This window comes from Corynebacterium lactis RW2-5, assembly GCF_001274895.1.
Lineage (GTDB): Bacteria > Actinomycetota > Actinomycetes > Mycobacteriales > Mycobacteriaceae > Corynebacterium > Corynebacterium lactis.
In genome coordinates this window covers 2,535,707-2,554,655 of the sequence record NZ_CP006841.1, presented here as the reverse complement: position 1 = coordinate 2,554,655, position 18,949 = coordinate 2,535,707, and the positions used below count along the sequence as shown (strand labels likewise).

The following is an 18,949-nucleotide window of genomic DNA, read 5'->3' as shown; positions in this document are numbered from 1 at the left end:
TGTTGGTGTTATGAGATGTCATGGTGGTCCTAACAGATGCGTGCCCCTCTTGAACCTTGCAGGGGCGGTCTCTTTAAGGGGATTGTCAATGGAAAGCAAGGTGCGGTGAAAAAGGACTCAGGTCGGCGATGCGCGTGGCTGCCGCCTCAATGAGTTCGTTGTCATGGGTAATGACGATGACGACGGCACCGGCTGTAGCGAGTTCTTCGAGCCTTTGCGCGATAGATTCCAGGTGCCTCCACGGAATGCCGGAGGTGGGTTCGTCGAAGACGTAGACATCGGCATTCTGGGCCTTCGCCGCAGCAATGACGAGTCGTTGGCGCTGCCCGCCGGATAAGGATCTCGGATGGCGTTTGTCCAGTCCGGCCAGATCCATCTGCTCCAATAGTGACTGCGTGGGCGGGGGCTCTTTCGCCCCGAGTTCAATTTCGCCCGCGACAGTCTCCGAAAAGAGCTGCCTGCTCACGTCTTGCATCACCATTTGGCAGCGGCGGTTGCGTTCGGCTGCGGATAGACGCTTTCCGTTCAGGCGGATAGAGCCACCGCGCTGTGGCTTTTCGAGACCGCAGATGAGCCTGCCGAGCGTTGTTTTGCCGGTGCCATTTGGGCCGATGACTGCAGTGACTTCGCCTGCGGGAAAGACTAGGTGGTCGATGTCGAGAATTCTCCGTTCATCTCGTCGGATTCCTCGCAGGGCTCCTCCGGGCGACTTGCGAGAAAAAACGACATTGTCCAAAACCAGTCCCCGGGTTGGATTCGTCTCCGGCTCGGAGAGATTGTGCAGCCTTGGTAGCGGCGGCAAGGGCACCGGTGTCAGGCTGCGCAGTCCCCAGGCCTGGCGTTGCTGCTCGGAGATAGCAAAGAACTCCTCAGCACTTAGAGATGCGGAGATCTCTCCGTTGTCGATGATGAGAGCATCGTCAACTAGGCCATGCAGCGGGGCGATGCGGTGCTCGGCGATGACGATGGTTTTGCCCAGACTGCGCAGGAGTTGCAGGAGTTCGCGTAGCGTGGCGATGGCCTCGGAGTCGAGGCTGGCCGTGGGCTCGTCAAAGAGGATAATGCCGGTGTTAGGCATGAGGGCACACGCGCAGGCCACTTGTTGCAGCTGGCCCCCAGACAGTTCGCCAAGTCTGCGCCCCAGCAAATCCTCGATGCCTACTGTACGGGCCACCTCATCGATGCGGTTTCGGATGCGCCCCGGATCTGTGCCTGCGTTTTCCAAAGCGAAAGCCAGCTCTGTGATGACTGTGTCGGTGAAGAATTGTCTGCGCGGGTTCTGAAACACCGTCGCACTGAATTCCGCTGATCTGTGTAGAGGCACTTTGGCCGGATTCATCGAACCGGCACCGCTGGTAGGAGCTAGTCCGTGCGAATCCAAAAGGATTTCGCCGTGTAGATCGCCGTCATCAAAGTGTGGAATAAGACCGTTAATGAGACGTAGCAAGGTTGATTTACCGCACCCCGAGGGGCCCGTAATCAGCATTGTTCTGCCTGGATTCAGGCTAAAGGAGATGTTATGCAGGCCCGCGCCACTGGCGGCATAGCGGAATGAGAGATTGCGTGCTGTTATGGAGGAACGAGTCTCCGGCGCTGCCGAGGAGGAATGCATCATGGCAACCACCACGCCGCGCTAACAATGGCCACGAGGCTAGCCAGAACCCCTACATCTGCGGTACGCAGGCTCAGTCGGGCGATGGTGGTAGGTGTCCGCGTGCCGCCCAGGCCGCGGATGAGTGCCGCAGCAGCGAGGTCATCGCTGGATTGGACAACAGTTCCGAGCAGGGGAATAACGAGCATTGATGTTGACTGCACTGGATGCAGCAGCCATTGCCTTGCGCCGGGCCGCAGGCCGCGCAGCAGCATTGCGTCATAGATTGCCCTGGCCTCAGTGACGGCAATGGGCAGAACTCTTAGGAACACGGCTGGGGGAATTGTCACCCAGGAGGGTAGCCGGAGCGGTCCGATACGCAGGCTGCGCAACGCTGCAGTAAGTGCTGATGGTGAGATTCCGAGGATGGCCCAGGCGCCGATTCCGATGCTGACTGCAAATCGGGCCAGCCACATGAACATCACTGCAGCAAAAGCCACGCCTTTGGATCCTGGAACCAGGAGCAATAATTGAAAGGCCAAGTAGAGAAAGGAAAACGCGAGGATGGCAATGACACCATAGCGAATCCGCACTGTCGCTAACGCGGTGGAGGTAACCGCAGCGCAACAAAAAAGCGCAGTGGTTGACGGGGATGCCATCACTATCGTGTTGACTACCGCGACCGCCAGCAAAATTGTGCGCGGGTCGACGGTTATGTTCACAGTAGGCCAGCGCTTTCAAAGTGCTTGCGGGCAACGCGTACGCCAATCGCCCCGCTGATCAGCCCCAGCACGAACATGCCGATAGCCAAAACCCCGACAGTCCAGGGCTGGAAGATCGCAGCCATGGCCTCTGCGTATTCGGGGCCCATCTGCGCAGAAATCGTCTGATAGTACGCCTCGGTATTGAGAATCAATGGGATAAACGCGCCCACAAAGCTCACACTGAATACCGCGTATGCCAGGGGGAATGCAGTGCTGACGCGCTTTCCTTTGGCTTGCGCCAGCCCACGTCCTCGTGACAGTGCACCAAAGCCGACGAGGATGGCGTCGGCAAGCAAGCCCAAGAGGGTGGAGACGATAATCATGTAGGCGCTATGGCCGGTAAGGGTGAAAGCAAATCCGAGGATTAGGCCGAGAAGGGTCAGCGCGCCCAGCTTGGGCACGCGTGCGACATAAAGGGCGAGAATGGTGCCGCCAGCGAGGTTTCCCAGGATGAATCCGAGGAACATGAACGCTGGTCCCGCGAAACCAACCATGTTTAAGACGAATGTGACGACGAAGTATAGGGCCGCGAAAACGCCGACGTTGATGAGGTCTCGGGGGCTGAGACCGCGTGAAGTGGTGTGATTGGCGGAGACAGCGGGAGCTGGAGCGTCTGGGCTTGTTGAGGTCACGGGGGCTCTCCTTTTGAACATGCGGAAAAATGTGCACAAAGCACATGTTGCTTAGGCGAGCCTAACAGGGAATGGTATTAGTTTAAAGGTTTGAACTTATGGTGACCTCCACGTGGGGGCGTGTGGGGGCCCGGCTCCCTTTCGGTTTAGCTACTGCTTGTAGCTGGCCAGGAAGTTACCCAGGCGTTCAATCGCCTCCGAGAGCTCCCGAGCCCACGGCAGCGTCACAATTCGGAAGTGGTCCGGCGTCGGGTAGTTGAAGCCAGTGCCGCCGACCATGAGGATTTTCTCCTCGCGGAGGATGTCGAGCATCAGCTTCTCGTCATCGTGGATCTCGTAGACATTCGGGTCCAGCTTCGGGAACGCGTACATCGCACCCATCGGCTTCACACACGTCACACCGGGAATCGAGGTCAGCCCCTCGTAGGCCGCATTGCGCTGATCCAGAAGTCGGCCGCCGGGCAGGATGAGGTCGTTAATCGACTGGTATCCGCCGAGTGCGACCTGAATTCCGTGCTGTGCGGGCACGTTCGGGCACAAGCGGGTGCTGGCCAGGAGGTTTATTCCCTCGATGAAGCCCTCCGCGTGGCGCTTTGGGCCGGTTATCACCATCCAACCGGCGCGATACCCGGCAACGCGATATGTCTTGGAGAGACCGTTGAAGGTGATGCAGAGCAGGTCGGGCGCCAGGGAGGCGGTCGAGATGTGCTCCGCATCGTCGTAGAGGATCCGGTCGTAGATTTCGTCGGAAAGCAGAAGCAGCGAGTTCTCGCGCGCGATTTCGACGAGGTCCTCGAGCACCTGGCGGGAGTAGACGGCGCCGGTTGGGTTGTTTGGGTTGATAATGACAATCGCCTTGGTGCGGTCGGTCACCTTTGAGCGGATGTCCTCGATGTTCGGCGCCCAGTCGTTTTCCTCATCGCAGATGTAGTGCACCGGCTTGCCGCCTGCTAGCGTCGTCGCGGCGGTCCACAGTGGGTAGTCGGGTGCGGGGATGAGGACCTCGTCGCCCTCGTTGAGCAAGGCTTGTGTCGTTATTGAAATCAGCTCTGAGACGCCATTGCCCAGCCATACATCGCCCACATCGAAGCGCGGGAACTCCGGGTCCATCTCATATCGCGTGACGACGGCACGGCGCGCTGAATAAATGCCCTTGGACTCCGAGTAGCCCTGTGCGTGTGGAAGGGCGCGAACCATGTCCTGCACGATGGTATCGGGAGCATCGAAACCGAACTTCGCTGGATTTCCGGTGTTCAGCATAAGAATTCGGTGGCCGTCGGCCTCCATCTGCTCGGCCAGGGTGGTTACCGGCCCGCGAATGTCGTAGAGGACATTCTGTAGCTTGGTTGACTGGTCCAGTGGCTTCAGCGGGGTGCGCCGTGGCGCTCTGATGTCCCCGCGGCGACTTGCTAGACGAGCTGCGCGAGTCTGCTCCTGGGCGGCAGCATTCGCAGCTGCCGAAGTGGTGCCGTTATTGCCTGGGGAAGATTCTTTGCTGGAACTCACCTGTCTAAGCATGCCACCTTCTCGTCTAATATCTGCGCTTTTTTCCAACCGGGGGCGACACAAAGGGGTTTTAGGAAGGTTGGCCGCGTCCGTTTGTTTGCTGAGATTGAGTGGAAAATGGCTTGCATAGACCAAGGGCCCAGGCGCTTGAAGGGATTGTGCCTGGGCTCTTGGTGGGCTTGTTGACCTGGCAGTGGCTGCTGCTCAGTAGTGCTATTGCTTAACGGCAGAGCCCTCAATCTGGATAGCGATGTCGTTGCCAATCAGGACGCCACCGGTCTTCAGCGGAGCGTTGTACTCGACACCAAAGTCGTTACGGTTGATGGTGGTAGTTGCCTCGAATCCGACGCGGGTCTGACCCCACGGATCCTCAGCTGAGCCGAAGAGATCAACGTCGAGGGAAACCGGCTTGGTGATGCCCTTGATGGTCAGGTCGCCCTTTACCGTTGCCTTCTCTTCGCTGTGGAGTTCGATGGCGGTGGACTTGAAAGTAATGCTCGGGTTTTCCTCTGCGTTGAAGAAGTCCTTGTTTCGCAGGTGTTCGTCGCGGTCGGAGTTGTTGGTGTTAATGGAGTCGGTCTTAATGGTGGCGGTGGTGGAGGAGTTGGCCGGATTCTCGGCGTCGAACTCGATGGTGGCCTCAAACTCTTCGAAGCGACCATGGACCTTGGTGACCATTGCATGGCGAACAGAAAAACCGATGGAAGAGTGTGCAGCGTCGAGAGTGTAGGTACCGGACTGGTAAGTCATGTGAATCTCCTGGAGTGCTTGGTTAAGAGCTATTTGTTCGTTATCAACACAGTTTGGTTGGGCTCGGGAAGGTTCCGGAGCTTCCCTGCTCACTTCGTTAGTGTTGATGAGTCAACCGTAACTCCACTGTAGTGACATGTCAACAAAAAAGTTCTAGAATTTTGCTATGCAATTCGGAATCTTCACCATTGGCGACGTAACAAAAGACCCCACCACCGGCAAGGTGCCGACTGAGAATGAACGTATTACAGCGACCGTAGCCCTAGCTAAGAAAGCGGAGGAGGTTGGCCTCGACGTATTCGCAACCGGCCAGCATCACAATCCACCGTTTGTAGCTCCGGCGAATCCACCAGTGTTGCTGGCCTATCTTGCCGCGCAGACGGAAAACATCACTCTGTCGACATCGACGACTCTCATTACTACGACCGACCCCGTGCGCATCGCGGAGGACTATGCATATTTGCAGCATCTGGCCGACGGTCGCGTGGACTTGGTTATGGGGCGTGGCAACACCGGCCCGGTGTACCCGTGGTTTGGTAAGGATATTCGCAAGGGAATCCCGCTAGCAATTGAGAATTATCACCTACTGCGCACCCTGTGGCGTGAGGAGAACGTCAACTGGAAAGGTCAGTTCCGCACTCCGCTGCAGAACTTTACGGCTACTCCGCGCCCACTTGATGGTGTCGCGCCGTTTGTCTGGCATGGCTCCATTCGTTCCACGGAAATTGCCGAGCAAGCCGCCTTCTATGGCGATGGCTTCCTGCATAATCACATCTTCTGGAATATCGAGCACACCGCCTCGATGGTGAATCTCTACCGCCAGCGCTTCGAGCACTACGGACATGGTGCTGCTGACCAGGCCATTGTTGGCCTGGGTGGTCAGTTCTTCGCCGCGGAGACCGAGAAGAAGGCGAAGGAGACCTTCCGGCCGTACTTCGACAATGCTCCCGTATATGGCCATGGTCCATCACTGGAGGAGTTCGAGCGCATCACACCTCTGACCGTCGGCACGCCCGAGCAGATTATCGACCGCTACCTCGGCTATGCAGATGCCGTCGGAGACTACCAGCGGCAAATCTTTCTCATTGATCATGCAGGCCTTCCCCTGGAAATGGCGCTTGAGCAGGTGGAAATTTTGGGCAGAGAGATCGTTCCGACTCTGCGCGCTGAGTTCGAACGTCGCCGCCCGGCTCACGTGCCCTCCAATCCGCCGACCCACGCCTCATTGTGCGCCGAGGGGGCAGGCTCTCCGCACCTTATGATTCGTCCGTCCGAGTCATACGCCAACCGGGTCGACGACGGTGAACGATGATCGGGTTCGCAACTCGCAGGAGGGTGAAACCATGAAAAAGCTAGTGGTTGTCAGCGCGGGCGTATCCAACCCGTCGACCACTCGCATGCTCGCTAACCGCATTGCTGAGGCCGTGCAAGCGCAGGTCTCCAAGCGCGGCGAGGGGCTCGAGGTTGAATATGTTGAACTGCGTAAACTCGCTATGAGTCTTGGAACAGTCATGTCTGCGGGGCTTTACGACGAGTCCCTGCGTGAGGCCTTGGACAAAGTCAGCGGGGCCGATGGTCTAATTGCTGCGACTCCTGTGTTCGCGGCATCGTACTCCGGCCTGTTCAAGATGTCTTTTGACTCCCTGGATAAGGACGCTTTGACTTCAATGCCGGTCGTCGTGGCCGCAACTGCGGGCACGGCCCGACACTCTTTGATGACTGAGTATGCCATGCGCCCACTGTTTAGCTACCTACGTGCAACTGTGATGCCGACGGCTGTTTTTGCCACTACTGATGATTTTGGCTCAGCGGTTGGCGGTGAGATGATGAGCCGCCGCGCGACGCGTGCGGCTCGCGAGCTGGCTGAGTACCTGGTGAATGTGCGCTCTGCGGTGGTGGGTTTCGGACCTGATTTCGCCGATGGTGTCGGGGCTAGCAATAACCACCGGCATAGTACTAATACGCAGGTGAACCCAAGAGTGGCCGATTTTGAGTCGCTACTTTCCGGCCACGATGGAACCTTGTAATCGGGCTAGCGGCACCAGGGCAGGTCGTAGAAATCGCAGGAGAAGGTGTCGGCCATGGCGTACTTTTTAGTGGCCATGTAGGGCTTCTCAGCGTTGGTCTGCAAAGCGGCTGCGGCCTGAGTGGTGGTCGGTGCCGGAGTGGTCGGGGCATCTGGGGTGGTGGGGAGTCCACCAATCGTGCCTAGGGACAATGTCGCGGAAATCATTGCACTAGCTAGAGAGGATGCGCTTCCAATCATTTCGGTCACTCCAAAAGAGTAGAGCCCTGGTGCGGGGCAGTTGCTGGTGGTAAGAGAGTGCAACTGCTTCATTCGCCTGGGCAGTGTCAAGTTTGATAATGCAATCATCGTAGCGGTGGCGGTGCACTTCGGCAATATTTGTATAGTTTTTTGGTGCCGATGATTTGACAGTAAGTCTCGTATCTGCGCACGGAGTACGAGCCTTTTAGGCATTGAGGGGGGGCACCTAAATCGTGGGTAGCTAAAGAGTGGGTTAGGGTGCCTTTTAGTCGGTGGATGCTTCTCTAGTTGATGGGTACTTTAGGGCGAATATATGTACCGACTGGTTTTGTTTTAAGCCGGGTGGGGTAAGCGTAATTCCAACTGGGTAAATTATATTTCGCCTGTTAGGGGGGGGTATAAGTTTCTATCTTGAGGTCTGGGCTGGCGGTGCTGGCGGTACTTTTTTGGCTATGGGGCAAGTCTTAGTTGAACACTGATAGTGGCCGACTGTGACCTACTAAAGGATGATTATGGGGCTAGTTTTATCGGTGTTAGGGCGTGGATTGATCCGAGCCTGGTCACAATCTGGTCCCGGTTTCACTCTCGTCACCTCATTACCTCGAAAGGATTTTCCGCAAAATGAAGAAGACCCTCCTGAGCGGATCTGTCGCCGCGCTAATTGCAGTTTCCTCCGCTGTCCTCGCTCCTAGCGCCCATGCCTCAGCTCAGCCGACCCCCGGCGAGCTCGGTGGAACCTGCACCGTTGAGGGGCAGCAGGGACAGTCGCTGAAGATTGTCGGTACCGATTTTGAAATCGAAGGCACCGCCACTGTCGCTAACTACGGCGACACTGATCTCCCTCTGACCCAGACCCTCAAGGAGGGCAAGACCAAGGAGTGGAACGTCGGTGGGTCTGTTGACTTCGACCTGCTCAAGCTTTTCCACGTCAGCCTCAGCTCCGGATACAAGTCCAGTCAGGCCTGGGAGGTCGGCCAGACGCTCGGCCCGTACCCGGTCAAGCCCGGCTACACCGGCGTCCTGCAGTACGGCTTCCTGAACCAGAAGTTCGAGGGCACCCACCTTAGCTGCCAGGGCGGTAAGTGGGTCGACGCAGGTCGTCCGTTCTGGGGCACCATCCCGAAGGAGCGCCACGTTCGCGTGTCCATGCGCACTAATGAGTCGGATCGTTCCGTCGACGGCGCAAAGCCTCAGGTCACCGAGTTCGCTGTCTAGCAAGGCAGGGGTAGCTCAATGCTGAAAATGAAATCACGGACGTTTGTGGCTGCCGCGATGGTCGCGGCGAGCCTCCTTCCCAGTGCACTTCCTCTGGCCGCGACGACTGCCGCTGCAACACCGTTGACACAGACTCCTGACCAGGATGAGCACCACGCAGGCTTCGTCAATACTGATAAATGTAACCCGGAGACCGATGCGAACTATCACCCTTGGGAGCAGTGGGTCACCGACGAGTGGGACCGCTACAACGGCACTAATTCATTCACCAACCGCAGCGATCGCCCAATTGAGTACACATTGGAAGTGACTGAGGGGGTTAATGAGTCTGTTAAGGCGATGAGCTCCGGCAACATGTGGGATATTTTCTTCCACGGGGTGAAATCGCGTTACGGCATCGTCAGAGTTAGTGAATGGGCTGTAGGCGACAAGCTGGGGCCAGTGACTGTCAATCCCGGCGAGACCGTGCGCGCGGATTATGGGGTGCACATGAAGTCCTTCATCGGCCGCGTTCGTACTTGCGACCCCAAGTCGGGAACCTGGCGCGGCGAACCCTATTTCGGCGAGTATAACGGCAAGGGTCCGTCGACTCGTTTCGTGGTCTGGCATAAGACCACGAAGGAGGGTAAGCACCGTCAACAGTGGGCCCCGGTGAGTGGAAACTCGGGCGACGGTGGGCCGGCGTCGGCAAGCATTAATGACTAGGAGAGATCTAATGAAGACGCGTGTAATCGCTTTGTGCTTGACGACGCTCACCTCCCTCGGCCTGGGAACTGCTGTGGCGGGGGCGGCACCTACGCCTGGCGAGCCGCTACAGCCTGAGGAATGGGTGCCGGTGGCGAAGCCAGCTGCGGTGGATCAGGGGCCGAAGCCCGGCACGGTCTGCGAGGCCCCTGGCGCGATGTCGGAGTTTGTCGAGGTCACAGGCTCGCGCTTTGATGTCGAGGGAGTCGTTTCGACCGCCAACACCACCGGAGACGCACCGCTTCCGCTGACTCAGACGATTAAGGAGTCGAAGTCGAAGAAGTGGTGGACCAACATCACCGTGAATGCGAAGGTCGGGCAGGAACTCAATCGCAAGTACGAGTGGGAATACTCCCGCGAGATGGTGTGGAGCCTTGGGCAGAAGATTGGCCCCTACGAGGTGGGGGCGGGGGAGACAGGTCGCCTTAGCTGGGGATTCCTGGTTGATGAATTCGCGGGGCAGTCCGTACGCTGCGGCAAGTCAAAGACATGGGAGCCAACTGGTAAGTCCTACTTTGGTGTCGCTCCGCGTGAGCGCCATGTCGAGGTGACCATCCAATAACAGGCACTCGCGGGGAGTTGAGGACTTCAAGCCCTGCGAGTTGTTCCACGAGGGGCGGTTGACGTCGGGAAAGAGACTTTGGTCGATTAGTCCTTGGTCTTAAACCCGGCGTCAATCGCCTTTAGTGCTAGGTCCAGGCGCGAGGATGCCCCGAACTTATTGAAGAGGCTGGACAGGTGCTTCTTCACGGTGCCGGGCGACTTGCCCAGCTCCTTGGCGATGTCGTGGTTCGACATGCCCTTGCAGATGAGCTTCAGGACTTCCTCTTCGGCATTGGTGACGTGGTAAGAGCCGATGCCCTGGGTAGGAAGCGTCTTGATCAGGCGGGTCGCAGAGACTGGGGAAATCACCGTTCCGCCCTGCATGACGTCCTCGATGGTGCTGATGATGGACTCTGGGCGCGCGGTCTTGAGAATGTAGCCGTTGCCGCCGAGGCTCAGGATTTTAATCATCGTCTCGTCGGTGTCGAACGAGGTAATGGCGACAAACTTAGGCGGCTCGGCCACCTTCTGGATGCGTTCGAGGAGCTCGACGCCGTCCATCTTGGGCATGTGGATGTCGGTAAGGACAACGTCGATTCCGCCCTTGGAGATGACGTTCAGGGCCTCATGGCCGTCGTTAGCCTCGCCCACAACGGTGATGTGTGGGGCTTTTTTGAAATATGTTTGCAGCGAAGAGAGGACTAGGGGATCATCGTCGACGATGAAGACCTTGATCTCAGACATGAAATAGCCTTTCGCTGGGCTAAGAGAAAGGATCCGCTGATTGCGCGGACTGCCCGGGGATGCAATTTAGATATTTTGATATGAACAACTGTGTAATCATAAGTGAGTATACGCAGCTCCGCCAGGTCTAGCCCCTGATTTCTTTGGAACTAAAGGCTATCTTTCGGCGCGGGCAGAGTAATGGTTGTCGTCCAGATGTCGTTGTTCTTATCCGTTTCAATCGTGCCGGAAAGCAGTCGAGTGCGACGGCGCAGAGACGCCAAACCGAACCCGCTGGAGAGCACGGCGCGGGGGAGAAGGTTGGGGCTCGGCGCAATCCGGTTTCGGACCGTGACCGTATAGCCCTCGTCACGATTGCCTGTAGCAAAAATTTGGACCTCGGATTTGGCAGCGCCGTATTTTTCGATGTTGGTGCACACTTCTGATATCGCAGGTGCGATGACCTCTGATATCTGAGACAGCGTTGGCTGTGAACCGAGATTTGAGGACAGGGAGACTATGAAACCCTCAGCCTCGAGCTCACGCTTGGCCTGGGCGAGAACCTTGTCCACCGTCGGAATGGGCTCGTCCTGGCCGATAGCGCTGGGCAGCGACTCTTCAGAATCATCGTCGTTGCTCTTGAGCAGGGCGAGGAGCTGGCGCAACTGCAGGAGCCCCTCGCGCGATGTCTCTGCGATGTCGTTGAGGTTGCTGACCAGCTCGGGATTGTCGTCCTCGAACTCAATGGCTAGGGACTGCGACTGCATGGTGACCCGGGTAAAGGACTTCGCGATGGAGTCGTGCAAGAAGGTAGCCAACTCCAGGCGCTGTTGGTGAAGCGCTTCCTTCGCCTCGTTCTTGGCTTCCTCGGCCTGCTTCTTATTGTTGTGGCGCATGGCGCCGATGCCGTATGCGACGAGGAAGAGCACCGTCGTCACGGAAGTCGCGACTAGGTCGCGGGCGAAAGTGTGCTCAACAGTGTCGTAGTTGGAGATTGACCAGAGAAGGATAGCCGTGATGCGTGCGAGCCGGGCCTTGCCCACCGACCTCATGACCTCTACGGCCAGTAGCGCGCAAAAGATTTGGAGTGGAGCCTGCTCATTGGGGAGGTATGCGAACGCGAGATAACTGGCGGGCACGAGGAATGCCGCAAACAGGGGTAGGAACGCGGAGATGGACACCAACACGATGCGGACGCCGCCGAAGATGGCCAGCAGCGGGATGGCGCGCTGATGATCCACAAAGAAGATGTCGGAGACAGTCAGGACGAATGCGAAGAGCGTTTCCAAGATTCCGGGAATGGAAAGGAATTTCTTGGTCTTGTGCACCAGTCGTCTCAGGTTCACCGTGGTGGTCCTCTCTGGCTGGGAAGCTGCGAAGGCGAGTATGTCGGGTCTAAATATATTGCTTTGTTGTGGGGTCGGGGTAGGGGAGGGGGAAGTCGGATGGGCATGAAAAATCCGCCCGAGGGAGAGCTGTTCGCATGCTCGCCTCGGGCGGATTATGTTGTGTGTCGTTTAAGGCACTCTATTTACGCCTTACTTGCGACGTGCCGATCCTGGAATCGGGACACCGTGCTCGTTGCGCGGTAGGTCCGCGCCGCTTGCCGACGGTGCCTCGGTCTCTGCCGGCTGTGCCTCCTCGGCAGCGGGCTCGGCATTTTCCGCAGCGGGAGTCTCCTCAGCAGCAGGCGTCTCGGTAGCCGTGGAACCCTGACCTGCCTGGGGCTCCTGGACGGCGTCCTCGGAGGACTCCGGTGCGGTGTCCTCAGCGTTGACGGAGGGTGCCTCGTCAGAGCTGGTGGTTGCAGCAGCGGCTGCGGTACCAGCGGTAGCGGCCGTAGCCGCCGCGGCAGCCTTGCGGGCGCCGCCCGGGATAGGAGCACCCTTTCGGGCACCACCCGGAACCGGTGCGCCGGAGGCGGTCTTGGCAGCCGGTGTGGCCGGAGCCTCTGCCTCGACTGCGGGAGTCTCCGGCTCGGCAGCAGCGGCTTCCTGTGCAGGTTCCGGTGCAGATGCAGACTCAGCCTTCGGGGCAGCGGCAGCCTTGCGGGCGCCGCCCGGGATAGGAGCACCCTTTCGGGCGCCACCCGGAACCGGAGCGCCACCCTTGGTAGCCGCAGCCGGCGCTTCGGTGGCCTCGGCAGCCGGAGCCTCTGCCTCTGCTGCGGGAGCCACTGCCTTCGGAGCAGCGGACTTAGCGCCACCTGGAACCGGTGCGCCGGACTTTGCGGCGCCTGGCTTGGGTGCGCCACCCGGTGCGGGAGAGCCCTTGGCACCGCCTGGAACCGGTGCGCCGGAAGACTTAGCGCCACCTGGAACCGGTGCGCCGGACTTTGCGGCGCCTGGTTTGGGAGCGCCGCCCGGTGCGGGAGCGCCCTTTGCGCCGCCTGGGGTCGGTGCGCCGGACTTTGCGGCGCCTGGCTTGGGAGCGCCACCTGGTGCGGGAGCGCCCTTTGCGCCGCCTGGAGTCGGAGCACCGGACTTAGCGGCGGCAGCGCCTGCTGCTCCAGCGGCAGCAGCGCCACCAGCAGCTGCGGCTGCAGCCTTTTCAGCCTTCTTCTTTTCCGCTTCCTCTGCCTTCTTGCGCTTTGCCTCCTCGGCTTCGAGGCGAGCACGCTCTTCCTCTTCGGCCTTCTTCGGATCGACCCAGCCGCGCTCGGGCTGTTCCATCCACTCCGGCTCGCGGGCGGTCGGCAACGCGCCGTCGACAAGCACAGAATCGCGGATCATCTGGGCGATATCCAGAACCTCTGGCTTCTTCTCGTCCTCTTCGACGACGTTGTTGACACCGTCGGTCATCATCGTCTTACAGAACGGGCAGCCAATCGCGATGGCCTCGGCGCCGGTGGCGACGGCCTCCTCAGTGCGGTTGACGTTGATGCGCTGGCCGATGGTCTCTTCCATCCACATGCGCGCGCCGCCTGCACCACAGCAGAAGCCGGTGTTCTTGTTGCGCGGCATCTCGACGAGGTTCGCGCCGGATGCCCCGATCAGCTCACGCGGTGCCTCGAAGACCTTGTTATGGCGGCCCAGGAAGCACGGGTCATGGTAGGTGACCTCGCGACCCTGACCGGAGGCAACCGGCTGCAGGCGATTAGCTCGGACCAGCTTGTTCAGCAGCTGGGTGTGGTGGACGACCTCGTACTGGCCGCCCAGCTCCGGGTACTCGTTCTTGAAGGTGTTGTAGCAGTGCGCACAGGTGACAACGATCTTGCGCTGCTTCGGCGGGACACCGTCGAAGACCTCGGAGAGCTGCTCGATGTTCTGCTCTGCGAGCATCTGGAACAGGAACTCGTTACCGGCACGGCGTGCGGAGTCACCAGTACAACCCTCTGCCTGGGACAGTACCGCGTACTTCACACCGGCGGTGTAGAGCATCTCGGCGACGGCCTTGGTGGTCTTCTTCGCGTTGTCGTCGTAGGCACCGGCACAGCCGACCCAGAACAGGTACTCGGTAGCGTCGAAGCTCTCGACATCCTCGCCCCAGACTGGGACGACGACGCCGTCCTTGCGGACCTCGTTAATCCAGTCGGCGCGGGTAGAGGCGTTCTGGCCCCACGGGTTGCCCTTGGTCTCGAGGTTCTTGAACAGGCCGGCCAGCTCGGTCGGGAATTCCGACTCGACCAGGACCTGGTAGCGGCGCATATCGACGATGTGGTCGATGTGCTGGATGTCCACCGGGCACTGCTCGACGCAGGCGCCACAGTTGGTGCAGGACCACAGAACATCCTGGTCGATGACACCCTCTTCGCCGTCGCCGACCAGCGACTTGGTCAGCAGTGCGGCACCAGCGCCTTCACCCTCGCGAGCGCCCTCGATAGTCTCGCCAGCCAGCAGGTACGGGGCGGAAGCGTATGCGTGGTCACGCAGGCGGTTGACCAGAAGCTTCGGGCTCAGCGGCTTGGCTGTGTTCCATGCCGGGCACTGCTCCTGGCAGCGGCCACATTCAGTACAGGAAGTGAAGTCCAGCAGGGCCTTCCAGGAGTGGTCGGTGACCACACCGGTACCCATGGAGTCGACCTCTGGGTCGGCTTCTTCCAGGTTCAGAATCTCGCCCTTAGAGGTCATCGGCTTCGCTGCGGCCAGGGCGTTGTAGCCGTCGGCGTTGCGCTGCAGCAGGATGTTGGCGAACGCCAGGAAGCGGTGCCATGCGACTCCCCAGGTCAGGTTGCGTCCGACGACGAACAGCCAAATCATGCCGGAGAGCAGCTTGATCAGCGCGAAGATGGAGACCATCACGTGGGAGGCGGGGAGAACCTGTGCGATGCCGCCAGTGACGAAGTTCGCCCAGTTCCAGACTTCAGATCCGGTGTGGCCGTGCTCGCCGTAGGTGGCCAGCTTGGCGGCCTTCACCATGACCATGCCCAGGCCCTCGATGAGGACGACGGCCTCGACGAAGTAGGCGGCGCCCGCGTTGGAGCCGTAGAAGCGGCTCAGGCGCTCCTTGCCCAGGTTGGTCTGGCGGACCATGATCAGCGCCAGGATGCCCAGGGTGGTGCCGACACCCAGGATTTCATCGACGAAATGCCACAGCGTCAGGTCCTTTAGGATCGGCCAGCCGCCGGCAGGCCAGAAGGTCTGGATGTATGCCTCGAACCAGACGAGTGATCCGAGGAGGAATCCGACCATGACGAACCAGTGGGCCACGGCTACGCCCGGCTTCTTGCTCATCTTGGTGTGGCCGACGATCTCGCGGATCGTGGTCCAGATTCGCGATCCCCAATCACCGGTGTGACCGTAGGTCTTCTGGCCCACCATGATGGTCTTCACCATGTGGGTGAAGCCCTTGATGAAGACGAACCAGCAGGGCAGGGACAAGAGGACGCCAATGACGCCGACTGCGACGGTGAAACCGGTAGATTCCGGGATCATTGCCGTCTCAGTCGCCGCCTCGGCGAGGTTGAGCACGCTCATGATGTTCCTTCTGGGCTGGCTCAGCCAGGGTGATGGCTGAGTGAAAATAGTTCTCTTGTGAGTTGTATCACGAGCCACGGACGCGTACATAACTAACGCCGTAATTAGTGCTGAAATCATGGCTATGTGGTGTAACCTGCGTGTTTTCGGCGATTTTCGCAACGAATGGGTTTCTTAATTCCGCCCCGGATCATGCTCTAAATATGTTCCATTAGAAAAATAAGGGTGTACAGCGTGGCGTGCGTCACTTTATGCTAACTTTTGCGCCCCACAGTTTTACAAACGAAACGAAATATGCTAATGCAAACCGTTTTCAAAAAGCGTGGGGTTGTACGTCAGTTGTTTTCCGACCAATCAAGGAGTTGATTGATCATGACCTCCGTGCAGCCAGACCGTGTCCGTTCCGGGCAATCGTCCCAGTTCACTGCCGCAGTTGTTGATGAATTCGGGCCAAACCTCAATGTTCGCGACGTCGATCTGCCAAAGCCGGGGCCGAATCAGGCGCTCGTGAAGTTGATTGCCTCCGGCGTCTGCCACACTGACCTGCATGCGACAGAGGGAGACTGGCCGGTGAAGCCGGAGCCGCCTTTCATTCCGGGGCATGAGGGAATCGGCGAGGTGATCGAGCTTGGCCCTGGAAAGCATTCGGTCAGTGTGGGTGACATTGTTGGCAATGCATGGCTGTGGTCCGCGTGTGGTGACTGTGAGTACTGCCGGACCGGCCGCGAGACTCAGTGCAACGACGCCGAGTATGGCGGTTATACTCAGGACGGTTCCTTTGGCGAGTACATGCTGGTCGACACGCGGTATGCCGCTCGTATACCGGAGGGCGTGGACTACCTGGAGGCTGCGCCGATTCTCTGCGCCGGCGTGACTGTGTATAAGGGTCTCAAGGTTTCCGAGACGAAGCCGGGGCAGTTTATGGTGGTTTCTGGCGTCGGTGGATTGGGGCATTTGGCGGTCCAGTACGCCAAGGCGATGGGTATGCGCGTTATTGCAGTGGATATCGCGGAAGACAAACTCGACCACGCAAAGGAGTGGGGTGCCGAGTTTGTGGTGAACGCCAAGGATGAGGATCCGGTCCAGGCGGTTCAGGCCTATACCGATGGTGGAGCTCACGGCATTCTGGTCACTGCTGTCCATAAGGATGCGTTCGGCCAGGCTCTTGGTATGGCGCGCCGCGATGGAACCATTGTTTTCAATGGCCTTCCGCCGGGGGAGTTCCCGGCGAGTGTGTTCGACATTGTCTTCCGCAATCTCACTATTCGTGGTTCGCTGGTCGGCACGCGCCAGGATATGGCCGAGGCTCTCGACTTCTACGCCCGCGGGCTGGTCAAGCCGACCGTTAAGGAGTGCTCGCTGCACGAAATTAACGATGTCTTCGAGCTGATGCGGCAGGGCAAGATTGATGGTCGCATGGCCATTCGCTACTAGTCCTAGGCTCTAGTCGGCGCCTCTATTCCTCGACCGCCTGCCTCATCTGGTCTGCAGATAGCCATACTCCGAAAAGGTCGCCGTCGGGTCTGAATCGCTTGCCGACGCTCACGTCAACGGGCACCGGTTCAAATCCGAAGGCTTCGACTGTTGCTCGTGCGGCCTCGAGGGCCGCAGGGTCTGTCGACATGACTGCGATCGCTCGGCGCGGCGCGCCTTCGGCGATTTCTTCCGGGGTTCGGTAATCGCTAAGCAGTTCCTCGTAGGAGACGTGGTTTAGTGTCTTGGCGATGTGGGCCCCTGGGAATCGCTTGGCGAGGTCCGCCGTTGTTACGGACTCTGCGGAGTCGGTTCCGGTGGCCTCCCAGGGGTTGGTGGCGTCGATAATTGTTCCGCGTACTTTGGAAAGGTCGAAGTTCGCCACCTGTGTATTCGGGATCGCGAAGATGACGACGTCGGCAAGCGAAGCTAGCTCTTCATAGTCGACGACGGTGGCGGTGGGCAGCACGGTGGAGATGATTGCCTCGCGCATGGGGCCCGGGCGGGATGTGGTGAGAATTTTGAAGCCAGCCGCGGCGGCGACTTGTCCGAGAGCGGAGCCCAGCTTGCCGACGCCTACGATGCCGATGGTCTGAATGTCCGGTGGGGTGGTTGCGTTCATGGATTTTGTCCTTCGTGGTGATGATTGTGAGTGGGGCGGGGGTAAGCGGTTGTCGGCCCGCGTTTCGGCTCGGGAATAAGCGTTGTATTGTTCTAGTTATGGATAATATGACACGTCAACAAAATTTGCTAGTAAATCCGGAAGACCTCAAGTTTGGCCTCGACACCTTCGGCGATGTTACGGATGGTGACTACGTCAAGGGGCTTAAAAATGTAGTTGAACAGGCGAAACTCGCAGACCAGGTTGGGCTCTACACCTTTAATGTCGGTGAGCATCACCGCGATGATTACGGAATTAGTGCGCCGGATACCGTGCTGTCTCACATTGCCGGCGTCACTGAGAACATTCATCTCGGCACCGCGGTTATCGTGCTGAGCTCGGATGACCCGGTGCGTATTTACGAGCGCTTTTCTACTATTCAGGCGCTGTCGGGCAATCGCGTACAGCTGACGGTTGGGCGCGGGTCCTTTATTGAGTCGTTCCCGCTCTTTGGCTACTCCCTGTCTGATTACGAGGAGCTATTCGAAGAGAAGCTGGGCATGCTCGTCGAGATTGTGAATAATCGGCCTGTTACCTGGCAGGGTAAGCACACCCAGAGTCTTGAGGAGCAGGAAATCTGGCCTCCGCTGGACAAGGATAAGATGCCGATTTATGTCGCGGTTGGCGGTTCGCCGCAGTCTGTGGTGCGCGCGGCGAAGCACGACCTGGGGCTCAGGCTGGCCATCATCGGCGGTGCCGTGAGCAGGTTCGCGCCATTCGCCGACCTGTATCGGCGCGCCCAGGAAGAGTTCGGCCACGAGCCGGGCAAGTCCGTGGGGTGGCACAGCCACGGGTTGGTGGCTGACACCGACGAGGAGGCGGTCGAGGCGTTCTATGAAAAGCACGTCGCGCACGTCACCCGCCTGGGCAATGAGCGTGGTTGGGGCGCGATGACTCCGGAGCGCTTCAATCACGAGCTGCGCAGCGGTGCACTTTTTGTTGGCTCGCCGGAGACGGTGGCTCGCAAGATCACGAAGGGAATCAAGGCCCTGGGCGCGGACTCCTTCGACCTGAAAATCGGTACCGGTTCGCAGGAGGCGATTCTGAAAAGTATCGAGCTATACGGCACTAAGGTCGTGCCGATGGTGCGTGACATGATTGCGGACGGGGAGTAGGTCGCCAAAAGGGGAATTGGCGAGCTACGCCAATACGAATATTGTTATCT

The 18,949-nt window shown here is 59.0% G+C and carries 17 protein-coding genes; 7 read left to right on the top strand and 10 right to left on the bottom strand.

Annotation, left to right across the window (positions count from 1 at the left end):
• Window positions 1-85 precede the first annotated feature (85 nt).
• The 5 genes from CLAC_RS11265 to CLAC_RS11245 form a co-directional block, all read right to left on the bottom strand.
• Entirely contained in the window at window positions 86-1,615 is a 1,530-nt protein-coding gene (locus tag CLAC_RS11265; protein WP_425388797.1) for an ABC transporter ATP-binding protein, read from the bottom strand.
• A complete protein-coding gene (locus CLAC_RS11260; protein WP_053413000.1) occupies window positions 1,612-2,313 on the bottom strand; it encodes an energy-coupling factor transporter transmembrane component T family protein in 702 nt (233 codons plus the stop codon). The genes CLAC_RS11265 and CLAC_RS11260 overlap by 4 nt, the downstream gene beginning before the upstream one ends.
• Window positions 2,310-2,987 (bottom strand): MptD family putative ECF transporter S component, encoded by a 678-nt coding sequence (locus CLAC_RS11255; RefSeq protein WP_245621881.1) that lies wholly within the window; start codon window positions 2,985-2,987, stop codon window positions 2,310-2,312. Before CLAC_RS11255 ends, CLAC_RS11260 begins: the two co-directional genes overlap by 4 nt.
• Window positions 2,988-3,137: 150 nt before the next feature.
• A complete protein-coding gene (locus tag CLAC_RS11250) occupies window positions 3,138-4,493 on the bottom strand; it encodes a pyridoxal phosphate-dependent aminotransferase (RefSeq protein ID WP_281175552.1) in 1,356 nt (451 codons plus the stop codon).
• A 213-nt stretch (window positions 4,494-4,706) separates the two neighbouring features.
• Entirely contained in the window at window positions 4,707-5,243 is a 537-nt protein-coding gene (locus tag CLAC_RS11245; RefSeq protein ID WP_053412998.1) for a YceI family protein, read from the bottom strand.
• Between the two features lie 166 nt (window positions 5,244-5,409).
• Between CLAC_RS11245 and CLAC_RS11240 the strand changes: the two genes are divergently transcribed.
• Window positions 5,410-6,555 carry a CE1758 family FMN-dependent luciferase-like monooxygenase gene (locus tag CLAC_RS11240; RefSeq protein WP_053412997.1) on the top strand — a complete coding sequence of 382 codons (1,146 nt, stop codon included), beginning with the start codon at window positions 5,410-5,412 and terminating at the stop codon, window positions 6,553-6,555.
• Between the two features lie 31 nt (window positions 6,556-6,586).
• On the top strand, window positions 6,587-7,270 hold the full coding sequence (locus tag CLAC_RS11235) for a CE1759 family FMN reductase (RefSeq protein ID WP_053412996.1): 684 nt from the start codon (window positions 6,587-6,589) through the stop codon (window positions 7,268-7,270).
• A 5-nt stretch (window positions 7,271-7,275) separates the two neighbouring features.
• Here CLAC_RS11235 and CLAC_RS11230 read toward each other — a convergent pair whose 3' ends face one another.
• Window positions 7,276-7,509, bottom strand: coding sequence for a hypothetical protein (locus CLAC_RS11230; RefSeq protein WP_082313393.1), 234 nt, complete (start codon window positions 7,507-7,509; stop codon window positions 7,276-7,278).
• Between the two features lie 621 nt (window positions 7,510-8,130).
• Here CLAC_RS11230 and CLAC_RS11225 point away from each other — a divergent pair.
• The 3 genes from CLAC_RS11225 to CLAC_RS11215 are packed head-to-tail and all read left to right on the top strand — an operon-like array spanning window position 8,131 to window position 10,030.
• Window positions 8,131-8,724, top strand: a complete 594-nt coding sequence (locus CLAC_RS11225; RefSeq protein ID WP_053412994.1) for a hypothetical protein — start codon at window positions 8,131-8,133, stop codon at window positions 8,722-8,724.
• Window positions 8,725-8,751: 27 nt separating this feature from the next.
• On the top strand, window positions 8,752-9,429 hold the full coding sequence (locus tag CLAC_RS11220; protein ID WP_245621880.1) for a hypothetical protein: 678 nt from the start codon (window positions 8,752-8,754) through the stop codon (window positions 9,427-9,429).
• A gap of 10 nt (window positions 9,430-9,439) precedes the next feature.
• Entirely contained in the window at window positions 9,440-10,030 is a 591-nt protein-coding gene (locus CLAC_RS11215; RefSeq protein WP_053412992.1) for a hypothetical protein, read from the top strand.
• An 86-nt stretch (window positions 10,031-10,116) separates the two neighbouring features.
• Here the strand turns inward: CLAC_RS11215 and CLAC_RS11210 are convergent, their stop codons facing one another.
• From CLAC_RS11210 to CLAC_RS11200, 3 genes are all read right to left on the bottom strand, one after another.
• Window positions 10,117-10,755, bottom strand: a complete 639-nt coding sequence (locus tag CLAC_RS11210) for a response regulator transcription factor (RefSeq protein WP_053412991.1) — start codon at window positions 10,753-10,755, stop codon at window positions 10,117-10,119.
• 149 nt (window positions 10,756-10,904) lie between these two features.
• Window positions 10,905-12,080 (bottom strand): sensor histidine kinase, encoded by a 1,176-nt coding sequence (locus CLAC_RS11205; RefSeq protein ID WP_245621879.1) that lies wholly within the window; start codon window positions 12,078-12,080, stop codon window positions 10,905-10,907.
• Window positions 12,081-12,272: 192 nt separating this feature from the next.
• Window positions 12,273-15,650, bottom strand: a complete 3,378-nt coding sequence (locus tag CLAC_RS11200) for a heterodisulfide reductase-related iron-sulfur binding cluster (protein ID WP_053412990.1) — start codon at window positions 15,648-15,650, stop codon at window positions 12,273-12,275.
• A 372-nt stretch (window positions 15,651-16,022) separates the two neighbouring features.
• Between CLAC_RS11200 and adhP the strand changes: the two genes are divergently transcribed.
• Entirely contained in the window at window positions 16,023-17,084 is a 1,062-nt protein-coding gene (adhP, locus tag CLAC_RS11195; RefSeq protein WP_053412989.1) for an alcohol dehydrogenase AdhP, read from the top strand.
• Between the two features lie 22 nt (window positions 17,085-17,106).
• On the opposite strand, the gene CLAC_RS11190 is transcribed toward adhP, so the two are convergent.
• Window positions 17,107-17,745 carry an NADPH-dependent F420 reductase gene (locus CLAC_RS11190; RefSeq protein WP_053412988.1) on the bottom strand — a complete coding sequence of 213 codons (639 nt, stop codon included), beginning with the start codon at window positions 17,743-17,745 and terminating at the stop codon, window positions 17,107-17,109.
• 98 nt (window positions 17,746-17,843) lie between these two features.
• Between CLAC_RS11190 and CLAC_RS11185 the strand changes: the two genes are divergently transcribed.
• Window positions 17,844-18,899, top strand: coding sequence for an LLM class flavin-dependent oxidoreductase (locus tag CLAC_RS11185; protein WP_342669454.1), 1,056 nt, complete (start codon window positions 17,844-17,846; stop codon window positions 18,897-18,899).
• Window positions 18,900-18,949 lie beyond the last annotated feature (50 nt).